This window comes from Novosphingobium sp. BF6 (assembly GCF_058273105.1).
In genome coordinates this window covers 239119-261175 of the sequence record NZ_CM177776.1, presented here as the reverse complement: position 1 = coordinate 261175, position 22057 = coordinate 239119, and the positions used below count along the sequence as shown (strand labels likewise).

Genomic DNA, 22057 nt, shown 5'->3' with positions numbered 1-22057 from the left:
GAAATTCCAGAGGAAGTAATGCGCCAGTCCTTGGTAGTACCGGATTCGGTGACGGTGCGTTCCGCTCACCAGTTCGCAGGTATTCTCTCCGCCGAGTACGATGCGGAGGGCGATCTGGATCTTGACTTGTCTGCACTGAACGAAGTCGATCTTGCCTTTGTCGAGATCGTTTACTCTGCTCGCGATCAGTGGACGCGGGCAGGGCGCGACCTGCGCCTGGTGCATCCTGCCGGGGGTGCGGTCGCCGCGCTGCTCGACCGCGCGGGCTTCCTCACGGACCTCACCCCTCAGGACCTCGAATTCTGGTTCCACGGAGACCTGCCGCAATGACTGCCTCTATCCTTACCGTCGACGATTCCCCCAGCCTGCGCATGGCGATCCGCATCGCACTGACCGGTGCGGGCTACGACGTTACCGAAGCGGGCGACGGCGTCGAGGGGCTGGCCGCGGCAGGCGCCAAGCGGTTCGACCTCATCATCACCGATCTCAACATGCCCAACATGGACGGGCTGACGATGATCCGCGAACTGCGCAAGGCGCCGGAGCAGGCGGGTATCCCGATCATCTTCCTCACCACCGAGAGCGACGATTCCATGAAGCAGCAGGCCAAGGCCGCCGGTGCCACCGGCTGGCTGGTCAAGCCCTTCGTTCCCGAACAGCTCATCAAGGTTTCGCGCAAGGTGCTGGGCCGGTGAGCACGCAGGACCCGATCGCGGCGTTCCGCGTCGAGGCGGGCGACCTGCTCGACCAGATCGAGCAGGGGCTTCTGGACCTCGGCCACCGGCTGGACGACCGGGGCCTGATCGACGAGGTATTCCGGGGCCTGCACACGCTCAAGGGCTCGGGCGCGATGTTCGGCTTCAATGCGCTGGCCGATTTCACCCACCACTGCGAAACCGCCTTCGACCGCGTGCGCAAGGGGCTGGCCCCGGCGACGCAGGAACTGGTGGCGGTGATCCTCTCCGCGCGCGATCACATGCGCGCGCTGATCGAGGGCGACGGTGCCGGTCTGGAAAGCGCGGGCGCAGCGATCCTCGCGCAGCTTCAGGCCGCGATCGACGGGGCCTCCGATGTGGTGCCCGCCGCAGCCGCTCCCGCCGCGCCGAAGGGCTGGCGCCTGTTCTTCCGCCTGCCCGCCGAGGCCATGGCCAATGGCACCAACCCGCTGATGCTGCTCGATGAGTTGCGCGATCTCGGCGAGTGCCGGATCGTCGCGCGCACCGACACCATTCCGCCGCTGGCGGACCTGGTGCCGACCGAGTGCCATATCGGCTGGGACGTCGAACTGCGCGGCGACATCTCGCGCGACGATATCGACGATGTGTTCATCTTCGTGATGGACGACATGGAACTGACCATCGAGCCGCTGGAAGTCGAGGCTTCCAACGCACCGGCGGCAGTGCCTGCCGAAACGGTAGCCGATTTACCCGCCGCCGATCTGCCCGCAGCAGTGCAGGACAGCGCGGTGAGCCGCACCTCTGCCAAGCCCGCCGGGGAAAGCGTCCGCGTGCCCGCCGAGCGGCTTGACGAACTGATGGACCGCGTCGGCGAACTCGTGATCATCCAGAGCCGCCTCTCGCAGCTTGCCAGCGGTCACGGTTCGGCGGTCGGCAACGAACTGGCGCTACGCTCGATCTCCGAGGAAATCGAGCGGCTCGCGGGCGAGTTGCGCGATACCATGATGGTCCTGCGCATGGTGCCCGTCGCCAGCCTGTTCAGCCGCTTCCGCCGTCTTGTCCACGACCTCGCGCGCGAGACCGGCAAGACCATCGAGCTTTCGACCGAAGGCGAGACCACCGAAGTCGACAAGACCATGATCGAGCGCCTCGCCGATCCCATGGTCCACCTGATCCGCAACGCCTGCGATCACGGCCTGGAAACCCCCGAGGACCGCTTGGCCGCAGGCAAGCCCGCAGCAGGACAGGTCCGTCTCTCGGCCCATCAGGCGGGTGGCGAGGTGCTCATCACCATCCGCGACGACGGGCGCGGCATCGACCGCGTGCGCGTGCGTGCCAAGGCCGAGGCGCAGGGTCTGATCCAGCCCGGCCATCCGATTTCCGACCACGATCTGCTCCAGATGATCTTCCATCCGGGCTTCTCCACGGCGGCGCAAGTCACCAACCTTTCGGGGCGCGGCGTCGGCATGGACGTGGTGAAGCGCACGATCGAGAGCCTGCGCGGCACTATCGACATCACTTCCGCGCCGGGCGAAGGCTCCACCGTGGTGCTGCGCATCCCGCTGACGCTGGCGATCATCGACGGCTTGCTGGTGCGCGTCGGCGAGAGCCGCTACGTGATCCCGCTCGGCGCGGTCGAGGAATGCCTCGAACTCAGCCTTGAGGAAGATCTGCGTTCGCGCGGCCGCAGCTTCATCACCTTGCGCGACCGGCTGGTGCCGTTCCTGCGCCTGCGCGAGATCTTCGACACCGGCACGCGGCCCGATCCGCACCAGAAGATCGTCGTCATCGCCACCGGCACCGAGCGCGTCGGGCTGGTGGTGGACCAGATCATCGGCAGCCACCAGACGGTCATCAAGTCGATGTCGCCGCTGCACCGCGATGTCGCGACATTCGCGGGCGCCACGATCCTCGGCGACGGCGGGGTCGCGCTGATCCTCGATGTCGCCCAGCTCGTTATGCTCGGCCAGAACCAGGAGGAGCGGCTGCGCGCCGCCGGATAAGCATCATGCCCGAACAGACCGCTACGCAGTGGGATGGCGAAGGCCGTCTTGAAGTGCTGACTTTCAACCTCGGCGAGGAGACTTTCGCGCTGGAGGCCACGCTGGTCCGCGAAATCCTCGACCTCCTGCCCGAAACCCGCGTGCCGGGCGCCGCGCCGCTGCTGGGCAGCGTCGTCAACTTTCGCGGCAAGATCATCCCGATCGCCGATCTCCGGCTGGCCTTTGCCATGCCGGCCGCCGAAGCGACGCTCGACAGCCGTATCGTCGTGATCGAGACCGAGGCCGAAGGCGAAGCGTTCCAGATCGGCATCCGCACCGACAAGGTCCACGAAGTGGCGACGCTCGACCGCGCTGCCAGCGAGGAACCGCCCGCCGTCGGCATGCGCTGGCGCCGCGATTTCGTCCGCGAACTGGTTCGCCGGCAGGACGGCGTCGTCGTCCTGCCCGACCTTGCCGCGATCTTTCGTTCGCTGACCGGAGCAAGCGATTCCGCTGCCGGCCAGTCGTCCACAGTCCATTGAGCCGGGGGGCTACCATGCGCGCAACCATCAAGCTGAAGCTCTGGGGAACCTTCGGGCTCCTGCTGATTATCCTCACCGCGACCATTCTGGTCGGCATTTCCCGCCTCACCACGCTCAATGATGCCATCGGCGAGATCGTGACGGGGCCTGCTAAGCAACTCGACCGCGCCCGCGCGATCGACGGCGGCGTGAGCATGATGGTCCGCTCGGAAAAGAACCTCGTCCTTGCCGACGACCCGGTAGAGCGCCGCGAGCTGGAAACGCGGATCACCACCTGGCGCGACAAGGTCGAGCAGGAAGTCGAGCAGGCCAATGCCGCGGCGTCTGAAGACACGCGGGCAGCCTGGGCGCAACTGCGCGACCAGTGGAACGCCTTCAAGCCGGTGAACCAGCAGGTGAGCGAACTCAGCGGACGCGACAAGGCCGCCGCCGCCGCGCTGACCATGGGCGAATCCCGCGATCGTGCCCAGGCGGTGACCAAGACCGTCGAAGGGCTGGTCCAGGCCCAGCAGCGCAAGATGACCGAGGCCGACGACGAAACCGAAGTGACGTACGATTCCGCGCGCACGCTGATGATCGGCATGGGCGTGGCTGCCGTGCTCATCACGGTCATTGCCGCCGCCTATCTGGCGCTGGTCATCTCGCGCGGTCTCAAGGCGGCGGGCGACGCCATGCGCCAGGTTGCGGACGGCGATCTGACCCGCACTGCCGAAGTGACCTCCAACGACGAGATCGGCGACCTGCTCGGCCATGTGAACACGATGATCGAGCGCCTGCGCGGCGTGGTCGGCGATGCTGGCGTGGCGGCCGAGAACGTCTCGGCGGGCAGTCAGGAGCTTTCGGCCAATTCCGAGCAGGTCTCGCAGGGTGCGACCGAGCAGGCCGCCGCCGCCGAACAGGCTTCGGCATCTATGGAAGAGATGGCCGCCAACATCAAGCAGAACGCCGACAACGCGGCCCAGACCGAGAAGATCGCCCGCCAGTCCTCGAAGGACGCGGAATCGAGCGGTGTCGCCGTGAACCGCGCGGTGGGCGCGATGCGCACGATTGCCGAGAAGATCGGCATCGTCCAGGAAATCGCCCGCCAGACCGACCTCTTGGCCCTGAACGCGGCGGTCGAGGCGGCGCGTGCGGGGGAACATGGCCGCGGCTTTGCGGTCGTCGCTTCGGAAGTGCGCAAGCTGGCCGAACGCAGCCAGCATGCCGCCGCCGAGATCGGCGCGGTCTCGACCGAGACCGTGCAGGCCGCCGCCGAGGCGGGCGAGATGCTCGCCAAGCTGGTGCCCGACATTCGCCGCACCGCCGAACTGGTCTCCGAGATCAGCGTCGCCTGCCGCGAACAGGACATCGGTGCCGCCCAGATCAACGAGGCGATCCAGCAGCTCGATCAGGTGACCCAGCAGAACGCCGGGGCTTCCGAGCAGATCTCGACGACTTCTGAAGAGCTCGCCGCGCAGGCGGAAGAGCTTCAGGCCTCGATCGCCTACTTCCGCACCTCCGACAACGGCAGCCGCCGCGCTGCCGCTCCGGCGGCGATCCGCAAGCCGGTCCCGGTGGCGCGCAAGGCCGCCGCGCCCGCCCGCAATCCGCGCTCTCTTTCGGTCGCCGACCAGCAGGCGCGCGCACGGGGCTTCGCGCTCGACCTCTCGATCGGCGGTCCCGACAGCGAGGACGCGGCGTTCAGCACCCACGCGGCCTGACGCTTCCGCCGGACCATTCTCGATTACCGATTTTCCCCCCATCCCGTTTTCAGGGTTCCCATTGCCATGCGCGCAACGATAAAAATGAAGCTGGGCGTGACCTTCGCCATCATCCTGATCCTGCTTGCAGTCGTCGTCGGCGTCAGCCTGACGCGCCTCAGCACGCTCAACACCGCGATTACCGACCTTATCAACGGCCCCGCCGCCCGCCTCGACCGCGCGCAGCAGATGCAGTCCACTTTCGGCAATCTCGCGCGCAACGAGCGCAGCATGACGATGACCAACGACGTTCAGACGGTGAAGGAACTCGACGAGAAAGCCACTGCCGCGGTTTCCAGCTTCGAACGCCTGCTGGACGAGGCGGACGCCAAGGCCGTGCCGGAAACCAAGCAGACCTTGCGGGAAATCCGCGCCGCGTTCGACGCCTTCAAGCCGATGGATTCGCGTATTCGCGATCTGGCCAAGGCGAACCAGAACGAAGAGGCGGCGGCGCTGTCGCTCGGTTCCGCGCGTGAAATCCTCGACCGGGTCACCAAGCAGACCGACGCCCTCGTGGAGCGTGCCCGTGACGACATGGGCCAGGTCGATGACGAGACCAATGCGCTCTATTCCTCGGCGCGGGCCACGCTGCTGACCGTTGCCGCCATCGCCATCATCGGCGCGCTGGTCGGTGCGATCTGGATTTCGCTGATCGTCTCGCGCGGCCTTGGCCGGGTAAGCAATGCGATCAATGCAGTGGCCATCGGCGATCTCGACAACGACGTCGAAGTGACCTCGAACGACGAGATCAAGGACCTCGTCGATACCGTCAACAAGATGACCGCGAACCTCCGCGTCAGCGCTGCACTGGCCGACAAGATCGCCGACGGCGACCTGACCGTCAGCCACAAGCCGCTGTCCGAGCAGGACAAGCTGGGCCATGCGCTCGTCCGCATGATCGAGCGCCTGCGCGGCGTCGTCGGCGATGCCACCGTCGCTTCCAACAACGTCGCCAGCGGTAGCCAGGAACTGTCCTCGACGTCCGAGCAGGTCTCGCAGGGCGCCACCGAGCAGGCTGCCGCTGCCGAGCAGGCCTCGGCCTCGATGGAAGAGATGTCGGCCAACATCAAGCAGAACGCCGAGAATGCGGCGCAGACCGAGAAGATCGCCCGCCAGTCGGCACAGGACGCCGAAGCCAGCGGCATTGCCGTCGACCGCGCCGTCGGGGCGATGCGCACGATTGCCGAGAAAATCGGCATCGTCCAGGAGATCGCCCGCCAGACCGACCTGCTCGCCCTCAACGCAGCCGTCGAGGCGGCGCGCGCCGGTGAGCATGGCCGCGGCTTCGCAGTAGTGGCTTCGGAAGTGCGCAAGCTGGCCGAGCGTAGCCAGGGCGCCGCAGCGGAAATCAGCGCGGTTTCGTCCAACACCGTCGATGCGGCGACCGAGGCGGGCGAGATGCTCTCCAAGCTGGTGCCCGATATCCGCCGCACCGCCGAACTGATCTCGGAAATCAGCGCCGCCTGCCGCGAGCAGGACATCGGTGCTGGTCAGATCAACCAGGCGATCCAGCAGCTTGACCAGGTGACCCAGCAGAACGCCGGGGCTTCGGAGCAGATCTCCTCGACCTCGGAAGAACTGGCGGCGCAGGCCGAGGAACTTCAGGCCTCGATCGCCTACTTCCGCGTCGAGGATGCCGGGAAAGCCGTCCGCAGCGTGGGCGCGCGCAAGCCGGCGCCGATCAAGGCCGCGATCAAGGCGCCTGCCAAGCGACCTTCGGCGGCCAATGGACAGGCTCGCACCAACGGCTTCGCGCTCGACCTCGCCATGGGCGGCCCGGACGACCACGACGACGCCTTCGGGATGCACGCGGCATGAGCGACGGGCCAAGAAGCCAGGAGGCCGAAATCCAGGCCGTGACGTTCGGTCTGGGGGCGGAGATCTTCGCGGTGCCGGTGGCACTGGTCCGCGAGATTCTCGACTACCGCGAAACCTTCCGCGTTCCGGGCGGCCCGGATTACCTGCTCGGCCTTACCGACATGCGCGGCGAGGGCGTGACGACCATCGACTTCCGCCTGCGGCTCGGCCTGCCGCCGGTGGAGCCGACCCCGGCGACGCGCATCCTGGTGGCGGACATTCCGCTGGAAGACCGCGTGCTCGTGCTCGGGCTGGTGGTGGACCGGGTGATCGAAGTCACCAGCTTCCGCGCCGACCAGATCGGCGGCGCGCCGGATGTCGGCGTGCGCTGGCCTTCCGAATATATCGGCGGCGTGGTGAAGCGCGACGAGGGCTTCACCGTGCTGGTGGACATGGCGCGCATCTTCTCCGCCGAGGAAGCCACGCGCCTGTCCGCGGCCGCTGCCTGAAGACCCTCCTGTTTCCGGAACCGCCCAGATGACCGCAGCCGCCCTGGCCAATCGCAGTTCGCCTTCCCCGCAGCCCCATGGCAGCGACCCGATGAGCAAGCGCAACTTCGCGCGGCTGGCGGCCTACATCTACGACTATTCCGGCATCAAGATGCCCGAGAGCAAGAAGACCATGCTCGAAGGCCGCTTGCGCCGCCGCCAGCGGGCGGCGGGCGCGCAGACGCTCGACGAGTACTGCGACTACATCTTCGCCGCGGAGAATCTCGCGGAGGAGGGGCTGTCGCTGATCAATGCAGTCACCACCAACAAGACCGACTTCTTCCGCGAGCCGGGCCACTTCGACTATCTGAGCAAGGTCATCCTGCCGGAAATGACCGCGCGCGGCGTCCGCTCGATCCGGGCCTGGAGCGCCGCTTGCTCGACCGGGCCGGAGCCCTATACCCTGGCCATGGTACTGGACGACCATGCCGAGACCCATGGCGGCCCGGCTTACGGCATCCTCGCCACCGACCTCGATACCGACGTGCTCGAAACCGCGCGCAGCGGCATCTATCCGCGCGAGCTGGTCGACCCGGTCCCCGATGCCCTGCAGCGCAAATACGTGATGTTCCCGCGCGATGCGGCGCGGCGTGACGTGCGCATGGTGCCTGCCTTGCGCAGCGCGATCGGCTTCGCCCGGCTCAACCTGATGGACGATCGCTATCCGGTGGGCGAGCCGATGCATCTGGTCTTCTGCCGCAACGTGCTGATCTATTTCGACAAGCCCACGCAGAAGCAGGTCGTTTCCCGGCTCGTCGATTGCCTGAAGCCGGGGGGCTACCTGTTCCTCGGCCATTCGGAATCGATCACCGGCCACGGATTGCCGCTGACACAGGTCGCCAATACCGTGTTCCGGAAGGGCTGAGGCGATGCTGGCAGGCAAGAAGATCCGCGTTCTCGTCATCGACGATTCCGCCAGCGTGCGCCAGACGATGACGACGATCCTCCAGGAAGACCCGGAGATCGAGGTGATCGGCTCCGCGCCCGACCCGTTCAGCGCCGCGCGCCGGATTCAGGAGGAAGTGCCCGACGTCATCACGCTCGACGTCGAGATGCCGCGCATGGACGGCATCACTTTCCTGCGCAAGCTGATGTCGCAGTGCCCGGTGCCGGTGGTCATGTGCTCCTCGCTGACCGAGGAAGGCTCCGAAACGCTGCTTCAGGCGATGGAAGCGGGCGCGGTGGACGTGATCCTAAAGCCGCGCATCGGCGTGGCGGACCATCTCGCCGAGCACAACCTCCAGATTCGCGACGTGGTGAAAGGCGCTTCCCGCGCCCGCGTTCGCGGACGGCCTGCCGTCCGCGAGGCAAAACCGGAAGGTCCGCAGAAGAAGTTGACCGCCGATGCCGTGCTGCCCCCGCCGAGCGGCCGGGCCATGAGCCGCACCACCGAGATGGTGGTCTGCCTCGGCGCCTCGACCGGCGGCACCGAGGCCTTGCGCGAAGTGCTGGAAGCGCTGCCCGCCAATGCGCCGGGCGTCGTCGTGGTCCAGCACATGCCGGAAAACTTCACCCGCGCTTTCGCCAAGCGGCTCAACAGTCTATGCGAAGTGGACGTGAAGGAAGCCGTCGACGGCGATCCCGTGCTGCGCGGCCATGTTCTGATCGCGCCGGGCGGCAAGCACCTGATGCTCGAACGGCAGGGCGCGCGCTATCACGTCACCGTGAAGGACGGCCCGCTGGTGTCGCGCCATCGTCCGTCGGTCGACGTGCTGTTCCGCTCCGCCGCGCGCTCGGCGGGATCGAACGCGGTGGGCGTGATCATGACCGGCATGGGCGACGATGGCGCGCGCGGACTGCTCGAAATGAAACAGGCCGGTGCCCGTACTTTCGCGCAGGACGAGGCGACCTCGATCGTCTTCGGCATGCCCAAGGAAGCCATTGCGCGCGGTGCGGCGGATCGGGTGATCCCGCTCGGCTCGATCGCCCGCGAAGTGCTGGCGGCCACCAGCCGATGATGGGCACGCCAGCAAATACCCCAGAACAGAGATCACCGATGACCGACATTGCCTATTTTCCCGAAGCCGCGCTGGAGCCTGCCGCACCGGCATCTGGAACCGGACCTTCGCTGGTGGAACTGAGCGAGGCCATCGCCGCCATCGCCGCGGGCCTCGACGCGCGTTTCGTGGCGGCGGGCACGGCGCTGGCGCGGGCCTATGAGATCGTCGAGGGGCTGATCGGTGCCCTTGAAAACGTTACCAATGCCTTCGAGCGCGAATCTGCCGATGCCGCCGTGGGCAACATGCGTGGCACTGCCGACCGATTGATGCAGCTGCCCGCGATCCAGGCCGCGCGGAAAGAGGCGCTCGTGTCGATCGAACGGGCCAGTTCGGCGCTCTCGCACCAGATCGACCAGGTCAATCGCACGCTCAGTTTTCTGCGGATCTGCGGGCTCAACATCAAGGTGGCGGCGGCGGGATCGGGAGACTTCTCCGGGTTCGCCGATACCATGTTCGTCAAGCTGGACCTCGGCGAAACCGAAATGGAAGGCCTCTCGCGCGAGATCGCGTGGCTGGCCGAAGCCGTGCCCGCCATGTTCGAAGTGGAGCGGCAGCTGGCCGGGGAATGCACGCAAGTGATCCCACATGTTCCGCGCAAGCTTTCCGAGGATGCGGTGGCCTTGCAGCGGCACCAGATCGATCTGGCCGAACGTGCGCAGCGGATCGCCGAAGTCGCCCGTCATATCCGCGCCCAGGTCGGCACCGCGCTCGGCGCGCTCCAGGTCGGCGACAGCACCCGCCAACGGTTGGAGCATCTGGCGGACGGGCTGGTCGATATCGACGCCTTCATAGCCGCGCCGGGCGACCTACCGGAGGATGTCGCGGCGGTAATCGCGGACCATGCCGTGGCGCTGATCTCGGCGCAGGCGGTGGACACCCTGGAGACCTTCCAGCGGGAATCGCGTCTGCTCACGGGCAGCTTGCGGGGCATCGGCCCCAGTGCGGCAAGCCTGCTCGAACTGCGGGACGGCGGGGACGGGGAGGGCGACGGCGTCTTCCTCCACCGGCTGGAGCGCAGCGTGGCCGACGTGGCCAGCGTCACCGAGCGCCTGCGCGAGGCCGATGCCCGTTCGAATCGTCTGAGCGGGCTTGCCTCGACGACCGCCGAGAACCTCGCGCAGCGATTGGCGACGGTCCACCGCATCACCAGCGACGTGCAGCAGATGGCCTGGAACACCGACCTGCGCTGCTATCGCATGGGCGACGAAGGGCGCGGGCTGGCCGTGGTCGCGTCCGAAATTCGCGGTTTCGCCGCAACTCTGGCAACGATCGCCTCGGGCATCGCCCAGTCGTTCGACGGGCTGACCGCTGCCGCTGCGGTCATTCGGGGGTCCGAGGACGATGCGCCCGTCGACGCCGGGGCGGCGCTGACGGAATCGCTGGGCTGCATTCGCGAGGGCGGCGAACGCATGCGCTCGGGCCTCTCGGACCTCGACGAAGGCGCGGTTTCCGTGACCGCGATCCTGGAAGAAACCACCGGCGCGATCGATTGCGAGGAAGACGTGGGCGGCCCGCTCGCGGCGATTGCCGAAAGGCTCTCCGGCCTCGGCCGCGAGGCTGCGGAAATCCCCGAGGCGGGGCAGGAGACCTTCGGTGCCCTCCTGGGTACGATCGCGGCCCGCTATACGATGGCCCGCGAACGCGAAGTGCACCGCGCATTCCAGCCCGGCGCCGAGGCCGCGCCGAGTTCCGACCCGTTCGACCTTGATGATGACGACTTTGACGACGGCCTGTTCTGAGAATTCAGGCAGACGTGAAATGGGGCGTTTCCACACTCTGTGGAAGCGCCCCATTTTACTTGCGATGGCTCTCTGTTCGCGGTGGGATCAATTGGCCGCGATGCCGAGCTTGCGGCGTGTCCTTGTCTTGGGCTTTTCGGCTGCGACTTCTGCTTGAGGCACGGCTTTCGGCTTGCGACCACCCTTTTTGCCGAGACCGATTTCCACGGCGAGGGCCTGGCGTTTGGCCGCATAGTCGCTGCAGACCATCGGATAGTCCGGCTTCAAGTTCCAGCGTGCGCGGTAGTCGTCCGGAGTAAGGCCATGCGTAGTCAGAAGATGGCGCTTCAGCGATTTCAGCTTCGTGCCGCATTCCAGGCAAGTAATGGCATCGGGTTTGATTGACGAGCGGATCGAGACAGCGGGCGAAATCTGTTCCTCGACAACCTCAGGCGTCATTCCCAAGCCTGCGAGCGAGGCATATACCGAGGCGATCAGTTGCGGGAGCTGTTCCGTCGAGACGGAATTGTTACCGACATGGGCCGTAACGATATCGGTGGTGAGTTCCAGAAGCGCTTCTTGTGGCATATCGATGTGTTACCCGCCTGTTTTTGAGAGCTTACCCTGACAGATAACAAACACCGTAATCCTCGCGGTGCAATACTTTTATGCTAGTTTTTCTTGATTTATCTACAGCGGGATTGCCGAATAGAGTGCGTGCTCGGCAGTTCTGTTTCCCTTCGAAACAATATGTGTACGGCCTATTTCTGTGGCCAACTTCGTGCCGCCCCTTCGGCGAAGCCGAGCAAAGCGAGCATCAGCAGTGCCAGAAAGGCGATCGCGCCGCCGAGCGCCGTCCAGCCCAGGTCTTCGACAATCAGGCCACCCAGCGGCGGGCCGAGCAGCGCGCCTCCGGCTCCGAACTGGGTTAGCAGGCCGTTGGCCGTCGCGATGCGAGGGTCGTGAGGGCTGTCGGCCCCGGCCAGGACCGGTAGCCGGGCGAACATCAGCGGCGGGACGAGACCGCTGACCAGCACGGCAGCGACCACGACCGCGCTCGTCGCGGCAAGCCCGGACGACGTGGCGAAGGCCGGTGGGACCAGCAAGGCCGTCACCACCAGTGCGGGAACGGCGATGAAGAGAAGGCGTCGGGCGTCAAGGCTGCCGTTCCGGATCAGGAGGACCGCCAGCCCCGAAGCGGGCAGGGCGGAGAGCGAGGCCAGCGAGGCGACAAGCCCGGCCTCGCCCAGCGTCGCGCCGTGGATTTCGGTCAGGAAGCTGGGTAGGAGCATGGTCAGCGCGCAGAGAAACAAGGTGTAGATTCCGAAGGCGAATGTCGAGATCCAGGCAGCCGAGGCGGGCAGCACGATCCGCCGCGTACCGCCATGGCCGAGATGGAGACGCGATGTAGGCGCGATGGCGAGGGCCAGCAGGATAGCCCAGAGGAACAGGATGCCGTTGAGGCCCATGCGTGTTGCACCGCTGCCGGTCACGGCGCTGCCGATCGCGATTCCGACCGGAACGAAAGTGCTCCACAGGGCCAGCGCGCGGGGACGGCTGCGATCGTCGGCGACGGCGGCGATCGCGGTGGGCGCGGCGATGACGACGAGCAGGTAGCCGATCCCTTCCACGGCTCGCGCCGCGAAGATCATCGTGGGATCTGTCGTCACGGCTTCCAGCAGGCTCATGGCGGCCAGTATCGCCATGCCGCCGATCAGCGAGCGCCGGAAACTGATCCAGCCCAGCGTCAGCCCCGCCACGAACCCCAGCGTCGCGCCGCCCACTTCGAGCAACGAGATCAGCAGGCCGGTTTCCGGCAGGGTCAGCGCCAAGCGAGCGCGCAGCAGCGGCGCGATCGTCGAGAATTTCGCAAGCTGCGCCGCCGCGAGCACTCCGACGAGCCAGAGAAACAGGATGGTGCGCCAGGGTCTTTGCATGGCGTGCGCGCTAGAGCATTTTCAAGCCGGGTGGAATCACCCGGCGGCTCGGAAAATGCGTTTATCCGAGGCTGCCATTTTCAAACTGGGCGGACCTGCCTTCCTATTTGTCGGAAGCGGGGTTCGCCGGAAGCAGTTTCTTCCAGCGGGCATCGAGCGCCGTCTGTGCTCCGTTCTCACCGACCCGCGAGACCAGCGATACACCGCGCAGGGTGATGCTGTGGCCGCCCAGCCAGTGGCCCGAGATGCTGTAGCCGATATCGTAGATCGCCACGTCCGCGTGCGAGGCGCCGTCGACCAGGAAGCGGGTGGTGACGAGGACCGGCAGGCGTTCGTCGCCGCGGCTGTCGTCGGGCAGCTTCGCTTCCTTGCGGGCCTTCTTCAGCGCGCGTTCGAACCACGCGCCTTCGATCCGGGGTTCGCCGGTGGTTTCGGCGGGCGACAGGGCGAGCGCGCTGGGGAAAGTCACGCGCTGGCTCTGGACGGACTGGTCGGCGGAGGCGGGCTTCAGGACGAGATCGTCGCCGGAGCCGGTGGCCGTGAGCACGAGCATTGCCGCCCGTGTCGAGGCGCGGCGGGCATCGGCGCTCCTGGAGGCTTCGGTTTCGCTGCGCTGGCTCCAGTTGTTCCAGAGCGTCAGGCCGGAAATGGTAACGGCAATCACCGTCAGCACTTCGCCGAGAGTGATCCAGCGGCGCCGGATCGCGGCGGCTTCGTCGGCGCGGGCTTCGGCTTTCGCCTTGGCTTCGGTCTTGGAGTCATCAGTCACGGGGCCGATTCAACACCGGCGGCCCGCGCCGTCAAGCGCAAGCTGTGCACCCGAGGACGGCTCCGGCGTCATGAACGCCGAAGCCGCCAGGGGAAGCGATCAGTTCGCCAGCGTGGCGTTGTCGATCACGAAGCGGTACTTCACGTCGCTCTTCAGCATGCGCTCGTAGGCCTCGTTGATATCCTTGATGTCGATCATCTCGATATCGGCGACGACGCCCTTCTCCGCGCAGAAGTCCAGCATTTCCTGTGTTTCGGCGATCCCGCCGATCAGCGAGCCGGCAATGGCGCGGCGGCGGAAGATCAGCGCGGCGACGGTCGGCGAAGGGTGGGCATGCTCGGGAACGCCCACCAGCGTCAGCGTGCCGTCGCGCTTGAGCAGCGCGGTGAAGGCATCGAGGTCGTGGCTGGCGGCGACGGTGTTGAGGATGAAGTCGAAGCTGTTCGCATGAGCGGCCATCTCGTCCGCATTGCGCGAGACGACGACTTCGTCGGCGCCCAGTTCCAGAGCGGCTTCGCGCTTGCTGTCCGAAGTCGTGAAGGCCACGACATGGGCGCCGAGGGCATGGGCGAGCTTCACGCCCATGTGGCCGAGGCCGCCGATACCGACGATGCCGACCTTCTTGCCGGGGCCGACGTTCCAGTGGCGCAGCGGCGACCAGGTGGTGATGCCCGCGCAGAGCAGCGGCGCCACGGCGGCGAGCTGTTCGGCCGGGTGGCTGATCTTCAGCACGAACTTGTCGCTGACGACGATGCGCTGCGAATAGCCGCCCAGCGTGTGGCCCGGCGCATCGGCGGTCGCGCCGTTGTAGGTGCCGGTGAAGCCGTTCTCGCAATACTGCTCCAGGCCCTCGTCGCAGGACGAGCAGTGCTGGCAGCTGTCGACCATGCAGCCGACGCCGACCGTGTCGCCGACCTTGAAGGTGGAGACTTCGCTGCCGATGGCGCTGACCGTGCCGACGATCTCGTGGCCGGGAACGCAGGGGTAGAGCGTGCCGGCCCATTCGCCGCGCGCCTGGTGAAGGTCGGAATGGCAGACACCGCAATAGGCGATGTCGATCGCCACGTCATGCGCGCCGGGGGCGCGGCGTTCGATGTCCAGCGCCACGAGCGGCGTGTTCTCGGTGACGGCACCATATGCTTTCGTCATCGTTGCTTGTTCCTTGATCGGGGAGAGGAAGGGGGGGCGGAAGGAACCGCCACGGAGCCCCAGATAGGCCGCCCGGGAACGGAGATCACCCCCGCGCGCGTCGAATAAGGCGATGAATGGAATTCATCATTGCAGCGCTCAAAGCCCTAGCGGCCGCATCTCGCGGATGAGATCGATCAGCAGGCGCAAACCGGAGGGTAGCTGGCGGCGGCTGGAGTAGTAGACATGGAAGGCGCCCCCCATCGATCCCCATTCGTCGAGCACCACCCGCAGCCGTCCGGAAGCCACGTCCGCCGCGATCGTCGGCTCCGCCGCATAGATCAGCGCGGCGCCGCTGCGGGCCATGTGCAGACCGATACTGGAGTTGCCGATGGTGATCGGGCCTTGTACGGCGATGACTTGCGTCTCGTCGTCCTTGTCGAACTCCCAGTTGTAGATGCGCTCGTTCCCGAGCCTGATTTTCATGCAACGATGGCGGGCGAGGTCCTGCGGCATTTCAGGCACCCCGAAGCGCTCGAAATAGGCGGGCGATCCGGCCACGACCCAGCGCAGCGGCGGGGAGATGCGCTGGACGATCATGTCCTCCGGCACGGTGCCGCCGTAGCGGATGCCCGCATCGAAACCCTGCTCGATCACGTCGACCATGCGGTTGTCGATCGAGAGGTCGATCTCGATGTCAGGATAACGCTCGATGAACACGGGTAGCACCGGGGCGAGGATCAGTTCGGCCGCGTCTTCGGGCACGTTGAGGCGGATGCGCCCGGCGGGCGCGTCGCGGAAGCGGTTGAGCACTTCGGCGGCATGGTCGATGGCGTCGAAGTGCTCGGATATGGCGTCGCGAAAGGCTTCGCCCGCCGTCGTCAGGGTGACGCTGCGGTTGGTGCGGTTGAGCAGGCGCACGCCGTGGCGGTCTTCCAGCCCCTTCAGCGCATGGCTGAGCGCAGAGGCGCTGATCCCCAGTTCCAGGCTGGCGCGGCGAAAGCTGCGATTGCGGGCGATGGCCAGGAAATAGGCGAAGTCTGCCAGATCGGAACGGCTGAATTTCATGTCAGCCGTCTTCGATCCTCCACGCAGCCTTGTCCAGCGTCTATCCCAGTCGGGGATCGATCAGGAACTTCTCCCCGGTGGCCTTGCGCTCATACTGGCGCAGGACATCGGGTTGCAGCGCCTGCGCAAGACCGACGACCTGGGTATAGCGGCTGGCGAACGTCGTGGTGAGTTCGTCCAGCACTCGCGAGCGGAAGCGAGCGATGACTTCCGGCCCGGCCTTTTGCAGGAACGGGAAGAGCAGCCAGCCGCCTACGCTCCACTGGAAGCCGAAAGTCATGCGGTTGAGCGTGGTGGGCGCGAGATCGAGCGCGCCGTAGATATAGAGCTGCTTGAACGTGTCGGAGCCATAGCGGCTGTAGCTGCCCGCGTTTTCCACGGCGGCGCGTTCCATCGCGCGCAGGATGTCGCTGCCCAGCGTGCCGCCGCCGATGGCGTCGAAAGCGATCGTCGCACCGGTCTCGCGGATCGCGGCGGTGAGCTGTTCGGTGAAGTCCTCGTCCCGGCTGTTGACGACATGCTGGGCGCCGATCTCGCGCAGGATCTGCGCCTGCTCCGGCGAGCGGACTACGTTGACCAGCGGAATCCCGTCTGCGAGGCAGACCTTCTGGAGCATCTGGCCAAGGTTCGAGGCGGCGGCGGTATGGACGATGGCCTTGTGGCCTTCCCGGCGCGCGGTCTCGACGAAGCCGAGCGCGGTCAGCGGGTTCACGAATATCGCCGCGCCGTCGGCGGCTTCGGCGCCTTCGGGTAGCGCCACGACGTCCTTCGCCGCGATCCTGCGGTAGTCGGCATACATGCCGCCGCCGATCATGCCGACGCGCTTGCCTTCCAGCGCCTTGGCATTGCGCCCGGCGGCAACCACGGTGCCCGCGGCTTCGTTGCCGATCGGCAGCGATTGGTCGATCCGCCCGCTCACGCTCGGTAGTCGGTTTTCGGGCACCTGGAAGCGCAGCGAGCCGTCCGCTTCGGTGAGCGTGGCGAGGTCGGCGGGGCCGAGGAGCAGGCCGAGGTCGCTGGGATTGATGGGGGCGGCTTCCACCTGCACGATCACTTCGTCGTCGCCCGGTTCGCCGATCGCGAGGTTCTCCAGCGAGAGCGTGAGGGTTCCATCCTTGTCGATGTGGGTGCGCATTTCGCGTCCGGTCAGCGTCATCCTTGGAGTCCTTTGTTCTGTTCGTCCTCGAAGGTAGTTACGCCAGATAGGCTTGCAACTGCTTCCAGACGGAGAGTTTGTCCACTCGGCCGAGACTGGCGTGGGCGGCGCTGGACGAGGGGAGGTCGATCAGGTCCCATGCGAGCTCCGTGCCCCGCAATTGCCTGCGGCCGCGCTGGGCGGCGCTCTTGCCGTTGAACGCTATGGCCCGCAAGTTGGGGAGGCTACGTGCGAAGAGGGCGAGGTCTCGGTGTTCGGCGTCGCGGATGGCGGTGTCGAGACTGCCCTTGCGGCTGGCGCTTTCGATCACGTCCCAGAGGCCAAGGCCATGGGCCAGCAGGCGGGGCAGGCGTTCCTCGTAAGGCCGCTGCGGCAGGTCGCTCTCGCCGAGGACTTCGCCGATGAGCCACCAGAAGGCGTTGGAGGGATGGGCGTAATATTCCCGCGCGGCAAGCGAGCGCTCTCCCGGCAGGCTGCCGAGTACGAGCACCCGCGTCTTGGCGTTGACGCAAGCCGGGAGGGCGGATTTCCTCAAAATTCGGCGACCTGCGCGGGCAGCATCGCGGCAAAGCGCTGGGGATCGATGCCTTGCGCGAGCAGGCCCGCGTGGAGCCGCTCGGCGGGGTCCTGCCAGGGTTCGTCGGTCAGCTTGAACGTGCCCCAGTGCATGCCGAGCGCGGCGCGGGCATCGAGGTCGAGCATGATCCGGATCGCATCCTCGGGATCGGCATGTTGGGCCGCCATGAACCAGCGCGGGTCGTAGGCGCCGATCGGCAGGATCGCGAGGTCCACGGGGCCGAACTGGGCGCGCAGGCGGCGGAAGATCGCGCCGGAGCCGTAGCCGGTGTCGCCCGCGAAATAGACCAGCCTGCCCGCCGTCTCGACCATGAAGCCGCACCACAGCGCCATGCGCCGGTCCCTCGGCCCGCGCGAGGACCAGTGCAGGGCAGGGACCACATGGGCGGTTACGGCGGGGTTCACGGCGATCGCGTCGCCCCAGTCGCCGGTGGCGATCCGCGCCTCGGGGATGTGGCGGCGGACGATGGCGTCGTTGCCGAGCGGGGTGACGATCAGTGGGCGATGGTGGGCGTGGAGCGCCTTCAGGATGGCGGTGTCGAGATGGTCGTAGTGATTGTGCGAGAGCAGGATCGCGTCGATCGGCGGCAGGTCTTCCAGCGCGATACCGGGCACGTTCACGCGCTTCGGCCCGGCGAACGTCACGGGACTGGCGCGGTTCGACCAGACCGGATCGGTCAGCAGGTTGCAGCCGCCGATCTGGATCAGCAGCGTGGCATGGCCGACCATGGTGACGCGCAGGCCCTCTACCCGCGCATCCGGCACTACCGGCGTGACCGGCGTGGTCTTCGGCCAGGGATTGTCGGGCGCGGTGCGCCGCCACTTAAGCACTTCTCCGAGCGAGCGGTCGGTTTCCGGTTCATCGCGCAGGTTATGGAAGCGCACCCCGTCGAAATGGTCGCTGACGGGGCCTTGGTAATAGGGATTCTTCGCGGGCATCCGAAATGCGGCCTCCAGGTTCGAACCGCCTATTTCGGCAGGATAATCCGGCATTCAAGCACCGCCGACCGGGATTTCTTCTTTCCGGTGCTGGCGGGCACTGCTTGACGCTCCGAAAAATAGGGGTAGGGGGTATGGGTATGTCACATCTCCACGAATCGAAGGACAGCCTCATCGCGCGGGTGCGCCGGATTGCCGGTCAGGTCGCTGCGGTAGAGCGCGAGCTGAACGGCGACGCCTCCTGCGCGACGGTGCTCCACCGGGTCGCTGCCGTGCGCGGCGCCGTGAACGGGCTGATGGAAGAGATCATCGCCGACCACCTCGAAGCGCATGTCTCGCGTCCGGGTCTGACCGACGCCGAGCGGGCCGAAGGGGCCGAGGAACTGCTGGCGGTGATCCGCCGCTATGCGAAATAGGACGAGCTGCCATGACCATCGATCCCTCGGGACATACCCACGATCACATGTTCCTCGGCGCCGCCCATGACGAGAACGCGCGGCGCACGGTCTGGGTCGTGGCGCTGACGGCGGCGATGATGGTGGGCGAGATCGTTGCCGGATACTGGACCGGCTCGATGGCGCTGCTGGCCGACGGGTTCCACATGGCGACCCATGCCGGGGCGCTTTCGGTGGCGGCGGGGGCCTATGCTTTCGCACGGCGCCATGCCAGCAACCCGCGCTTCAGCTTTGGCACCGGCAAAGTGGGCGATCTGGCCGGTTTTGCCTCGGCGCTGGTGCTGGGGATCGTCGCCATCGGCATCGGCGCGGAATCGGCGCTGCGGCTGCTTCAGCCTGCGACCGTCGCTTTCGGCACCGCCACCTGGATCGCGGTGCTCGGCCTGCTGGCGAACATCGCCAGCGCCTTCCTGCTCGGTGGCGGGCACTCTCATGGGCATCATCACCACGGCCATGGACACGACAACAACCTGCGTTCCGCCTATGTCCATGTCCTGGCCGATGCCCTGACCTCGGTGCTGGCCATCGCCGCGCTGCTGGCGGGGCGCTATCTCGGCTGGGTCTGGATGGACGCGGTCATGGGCATCGTCGGCGCCGTGGTGATCGCGCGCTGGTCGTGGACTTTGCTGCGCGACACGGCGGCGATCCTGCTCGATACCGCCGATGCCCATGTCGCCGGGGAAATGCGCGAGCTGGTCGAAGGGCCGGGCGACGCGCGGATCACCGACCTTCACGTCTGGCGCGTCGGGCCGGAAGTTCATGCCGGGATCGTCAGCGTGGTCGCCGCGCCGGGTCTTTCGGGCGAAACGATCCGCCAGCGCCTGCGCCCGGTCCACGAACTCGGCCACCTGACCGTGGAGATGCGCCCGGCATGAAGTCCCCCTGCATCGAACTCTGCGTGTTCGACGGCAAGACCGGATGGTGTCGCGGCTGCGGCAGGACCAAGCCGGAATGCCGCACCTGGAAGAAGGCGCAGCCGCATCAGCAGCGCAAGGTCTCGGCTGAACTGCCTCGTCGCCTGCAGAAGCTGGCGGCGAAGTAGGCCTTCTTACACCATCGCCGGGTCCAGCGCCTGCGAGGCGCGGACGAGATCGGGCACCGAGCGCAATTGCATCTTGCGCATCAGGCTGGAGCGGTGGAGCTTCACCGTGATCTCGCTGATCTCCAGCTCCCAGGCGATCTGCTTGTTCATCAGCCCCCGCACCACGCAGGCCATGACCTGCCGCTCGCGCGGGGTCAGCGTGTCGAAACGCTGCTCCACGGCATGTCGCTGCCGGGCATCGGCGCGGCGGGCGTGGTTTCGTTCCAGCGCCTGATCCACGGCATCCAGCAGGTCGTCCTCGTTGCAGGGCTTGGAGAGGAAGTCGACTGCACCGGCCTTCATCGCGCGGACCGAAAGCGGAACGTCGGCATAACCGGTCAGGAAGATCACAGGGACCGACTCGCCGCGTTGTTTCAGGCGTTCCAGCAATTCCAGCCCGTCGATTCCGGGCATCTTCATGTCCGCCACGATGCAGCACGCCGTATCGGGAAGCGTCGAATCGAGCAGGGCTCCGGCAGAGGCGAAGCAGGCGACCGCATGGCCTTCCACCCGCAGCAGTGAGCATAGTGCTTCTCGCACGCCCGGATCGTCGTCGACGATCAGGACCCTGCCTTTACCTGCACCTTTGCTGGCCGCTGTCTCGGGGGCGTGAATCGCGGTTTCTCCTGCCGGGCAAGGCAGCAAATGGCGCATAGTGAACACAGGCGGCAAGCCCCCCTTTCGGGGGGTATGCCGTCCATGCGAGCTGATTTTGCGGCAGGCCGTTACAAGCCATGCAAACGTTTCCCGAGGGAAACACGTGTGGTCATGTCTGCTGTCCGCTGCTTTCAGGAATTGTCTTTGTTCTCTGGTGCTTACCGATAATGGTATCGGTCGGGTGCACGTGCGGGACCGAACTCAGCGCCAGCCCAGGGCCGGAGCGACATGGGTGAGAATCGCCTCCAGGACATGGGCATTGTAAGCGACGCCGAGCTGGTTCGGCACGGTGAGAAGCAACGTATCGGCCTCGGCGATCGCCTCGTCGGCGCGCAGTTGCTCGATCAGGCGATCCGGTTCCGCCGCATAGGAGCGTCCGAACACCGCGCGCATGTTGTCGATGATGCCCACCTGGTCGCTGCTGTCGCCGCGCCCGAAGTAGGCGCGGTCCTGATCGTTCATCAGTGCGAAGATCGAGCGGGATACCGAGACGCGCGGCTCGCGGGCATGGCCGGCGTCCTTCCAGGCCGCGCGATAGGCGCGGATCTGACGGGCCTGCTGGACATGGAACGGTTCGCCGCTCTCGTCGGCCTTGAGCGTGGAACTTTGCAGGTTCATGCCCATCTTCGCTGCCCAGACCGCCGTGGCATCGGCGCCGGACCCCCACCAGATCCGTTCGCGCAGCCCTTGCGAATGCGGCTCCAGGCGGAGCAGGCCGGGGGGATTGGGGAACATCGGGCTGGGATTGGGCTGCGCGAAGCCCTGGCCCTTGAGCAGTTCCAGGAAGACTTCCGCGTGGCGGCGGCCCATGTCGGCATCGCTCTCTCCCTCGGCGGGCGCGAAGCCGAAGTAGCGCCATCCGTCGATCACCTGTTCCGGCGAGCCGCGACTGATGCCGAGTTGCAGGCGACCCTGGCCGATGAGATCCGCCGCGCCGGCGTCTTCCGCCATGTAGAACGGATTCTCGTAGCGCATGTCGATGACGCCGGTGCCGATTTCGATACGGCGCGTTTTCGCGCCGACCGCCGCCAGCAGCGGAAAGGGCGAGGCCAGCTGCTGCGCGAAATGGTGCACACGGAAATAGGCGCCGTCCGCGCCGAGTTCCTCTGCGGCGACGGCAAGGTCGATCGACTGGAGCAGCACGTCGCTGGCCGACCGGGCGCCCGAGGAGGGCGATGGGGACCAGTGCCCGAAGGACAGGAAACCGATTTTCTTCATGGGGATGATCTACCTCGTTAACGGCGTCAACGTGGTTTCGCCACCCTGGAATCGCAAGGGAGAAACGGTT

23 protein-coding genes are annotated in these 22057 nt (G+C 66.5%); 13 read left to right on the top strand and 10 right to left on the bottom strand.

Annotated features, from left to right (window positions below; genetic code table 11):
- The first annotated feature begins 48 nt into the window (after positions 1-48).
- The 10 genes from AC4D6D_RS16685 (at position 49) to AC4D6D_RS16640 (ending at position 11024) form a co-directional block, all read left to right on the top strand.
- Positions 49-330, top strand: a complete 282-nt coding sequence (locus AC4D6D_RS16685) for an STAS domain-containing protein (protein WP_491328191.1) — start codon at positions 49-51, stop codon at positions 328-330.
- A complete protein-coding gene (locus AC4D6D_RS16680) occupies positions 327-695 on the top strand; it encodes a response regulator (RefSeq protein WP_313438372.1) in 369 nt (122 codons plus the stop codon). The genes AC4D6D_RS16685 and AC4D6D_RS16680 overlap by 4 nt, the downstream gene beginning before the upstream one ends.
- Positions 692-2680: a chemotaxis protein CheA gene (locus tag AC4D6D_RS16675; RefSeq protein ID WP_491328190.1), complete on the top strand. Its 1989-nt coding sequence runs from the start codon at positions 692-694 to the stop codon at positions 2678-2680. The genes AC4D6D_RS16680 and AC4D6D_RS16675 overlap by 4 nt, the downstream gene beginning before the upstream one ends.
- A gap of 5 nt (positions 2681-2685) precedes the next feature.
- On the top strand, positions 2686-3201 hold the full coding sequence (locus AC4D6D_RS16670; RefSeq protein ID WP_491328189.1) for a chemotaxis protein CheW: 516 nt from the start codon (positions 2686-2688) through the stop codon (positions 3199-3201).
- Between the two features lie 14 nt (positions 3202-3215).
- On the top strand, positions 3216-4901 hold the full coding sequence (locus AC4D6D_RS16665; protein WP_491328188.1) for a methyl-accepting chemotaxis protein: 1686 nt from the start codon (positions 3216-3218) through the stop codon (positions 4899-4901).
- Positions 4902-4967: 66 nt separating this feature from the next.
- Complete coding sequence (locus AC4D6D_RS16660) at positions 4968-6758, top strand: methyl-accepting chemotaxis protein (protein ID WP_491328187.1); 1791 nt, start codon at positions 4968-4970, stop codon at positions 6756-6758.
- Positions 6755-7246 (top strand): chemotaxis protein CheW, encoded by a 492-nt coding sequence (locus tag AC4D6D_RS16655; protein ID WP_491328186.1) that lies wholly within the window; start codon positions 6755-6757, stop codon positions 7244-7246. The genes AC4D6D_RS16660 and AC4D6D_RS16655 overlap by 4 nt, the downstream gene beginning before the upstream one ends.
- A gap of 91 nt (positions 7247-7337) precedes the next feature.
- Positions 7338-8150 carry a CheR family methyltransferase gene (locus AC4D6D_RS16650; RefSeq protein WP_491328750.1) on the top strand — a complete coding sequence of 271 codons (813 nt, stop codon included), beginning with the start codon at positions 7338-7340 and terminating at the stop codon, positions 8148-8150.
- A gap of 4 nt (positions 8151-8154) precedes the next feature.
- On the top strand, positions 8155-9243 hold the full coding sequence (locus AC4D6D_RS16645; protein WP_491328185.1) for a protein-glutamate methylesterase/protein-glutamine glutaminase: 1089 nt from the start codon (positions 8155-8157) through the stop codon (positions 9241-9243).
- A gap of 38 nt (positions 9244-9281) precedes the next feature.
- Positions 9282-11024 (top strand): hypothetical protein, encoded by a 1743-nt coding sequence (locus AC4D6D_RS16640; RefSeq protein WP_491328184.1) that lies wholly within the window; start codon positions 9282-9284, stop codon positions 11022-11024.
- Between the two features lie 87 nt (positions 11025-11111).
- Here the strand turns inward: AC4D6D_RS16640 and AC4D6D_RS16635 are convergent, their stop codons facing one another.
- The 8 genes from AC4D6D_RS16635 to AC4D6D_RS16600 form a co-directional block, all read right to left on the bottom strand.
- Positions 11112-11591, bottom strand: coding sequence for a Ros/MucR family transcriptional regulator (locus tag AC4D6D_RS16635; RefSeq protein ID WP_491328183.1), 480 nt, complete (start codon positions 11589-11591; stop codon positions 11112-11114).
- Between the two features lie 173 nt (positions 11592-11764).
- On the bottom strand, positions 11765-12940 hold the full coding sequence (locus tag AC4D6D_RS16630) for an MFS transporter (protein WP_491328182.1): 1176 nt from the start codon (positions 12938-12940) through the stop codon (positions 11765-11767).
- 103 nt (positions 12941-13043) lie between these two features.
- Positions 13044-13709: a hypothetical protein gene (locus tag AC4D6D_RS16625; protein WP_491328181.1), complete on the bottom strand. Its 666-nt coding sequence runs from the start codon at positions 13707-13709 to the stop codon at positions 13044-13046.
- 99 nt (positions 13710-13808) lie between these two features.
- A complete protein-coding gene (locus tag AC4D6D_RS16620; protein ID WP_491328180.1) occupies positions 13809-14858 on the bottom strand; it encodes an NAD(P)-dependent alcohol dehydrogenase in 1050 nt (349 codons plus the stop codon).
- Positions 14859-14996: 138 nt separating this feature from the next.
- Positions 14997-15905 (bottom strand): LysR family transcriptional regulator, encoded by a 909-nt coding sequence (locus AC4D6D_RS16615; RefSeq protein WP_491328179.1) that lies wholly within the window; start codon positions 15903-15905, stop codon positions 14997-14999.
- Positions 15906-15945: 40 nt separating this feature from the next.
- A complete protein-coding gene (locus AC4D6D_RS16610) occupies positions 15946-17061 on the bottom strand; it encodes a zinc-binding dehydrogenase (RefSeq protein ID WP_491328178.1) in 1116 nt (371 codons plus the stop codon).
- 37 nt (positions 17062-17098) lie between these two features.
- Positions 17099-17596 (bottom strand): DNA-deoxyinosine glycosylase, encoded by a 498-nt coding sequence (locus AC4D6D_RS16605; RefSeq protein ID WP_491328177.1) that lies wholly within the window; start codon positions 17594-17596, stop codon positions 17099-17101.
- Positions 17593-18576, bottom strand: a complete 984-nt coding sequence (locus AC4D6D_RS16600) for an MBL fold metallo-hydrolase (protein ID WP_491328176.1) — start codon at positions 18574-18576, stop codon at positions 17593-17595. The genes AC4D6D_RS16605 and AC4D6D_RS16600 overlap by 4 nt, the downstream gene beginning before the upstream one ends.
- 140 nt (positions 18577-18716) lie before the next feature.
- On the opposite strand from AC4D6D_RS16600, the gene AC4D6D_RS16595 reads away from it, so the two are divergent.
- From AC4D6D_RS16595 to AC4D6D_RS16585, 3 genes are read left to right on the top strand one after another with little or no spacing between them, the layout of a single operon-like run.
- Positions 18717-18992 carry a metal/formaldehyde-sensitive transcriptional repressor gene (locus AC4D6D_RS16595; RefSeq protein ID WP_491328175.1) on the top strand — a complete coding sequence of 92 codons (276 nt, stop codon included), beginning with the start codon at positions 18717-18719 and terminating at the stop codon, positions 18990-18992.
- 11 nt (positions 18993-19003) lie between these two features.
- On the top strand, positions 19004-19906 hold the full coding sequence (dmeF, locus tag AC4D6D_RS16590; protein ID WP_491328174.1) for a CDF family Co(II)/Ni(II) efflux transporter DmeF: 903 nt from the start codon (positions 19004-19006) through the stop codon (positions 19904-19906).
- Positions 19903-20073, top strand: a complete 171-nt coding sequence (locus AC4D6D_RS16585; RefSeq protein ID WP_491328173.1) for a DUF1289 domain-containing protein — start codon at positions 19903-19905, stop codon at positions 20071-20073. The genes dmeF and AC4D6D_RS16585 overlap by 4 nt, the downstream gene beginning before the upstream one ends.
- A gap of 6 nt (positions 20074-20079) precedes the next feature.
- On the opposite strand, the gene AC4D6D_RS16580 is transcribed toward AC4D6D_RS16585, so the two are convergent.
- Both AC4D6D_RS16580 and AC4D6D_RS16575 read right to left on the bottom strand, forming a co-directional pair.
- Complete coding sequence (locus tag AC4D6D_RS16580) at positions 20080-20766, bottom strand: response regulator transcription factor (protein WP_491328172.1); 687 nt, start codon at positions 20764-20766, stop codon at positions 20080-20082.
- 204 nt (positions 20767-20970) lie between these two features.
- Positions 20971-21987 carry an LLM class flavin-dependent oxidoreductase gene (locus AC4D6D_RS16575; protein WP_491328171.1) on the bottom strand — a complete coding sequence of 339 codons (1017 nt, stop codon included), beginning with the start codon at positions 21985-21987 and terminating at the stop codon, positions 20971-20973.
- Positions 21988-22057: the final 70 nt, after the last annotated feature.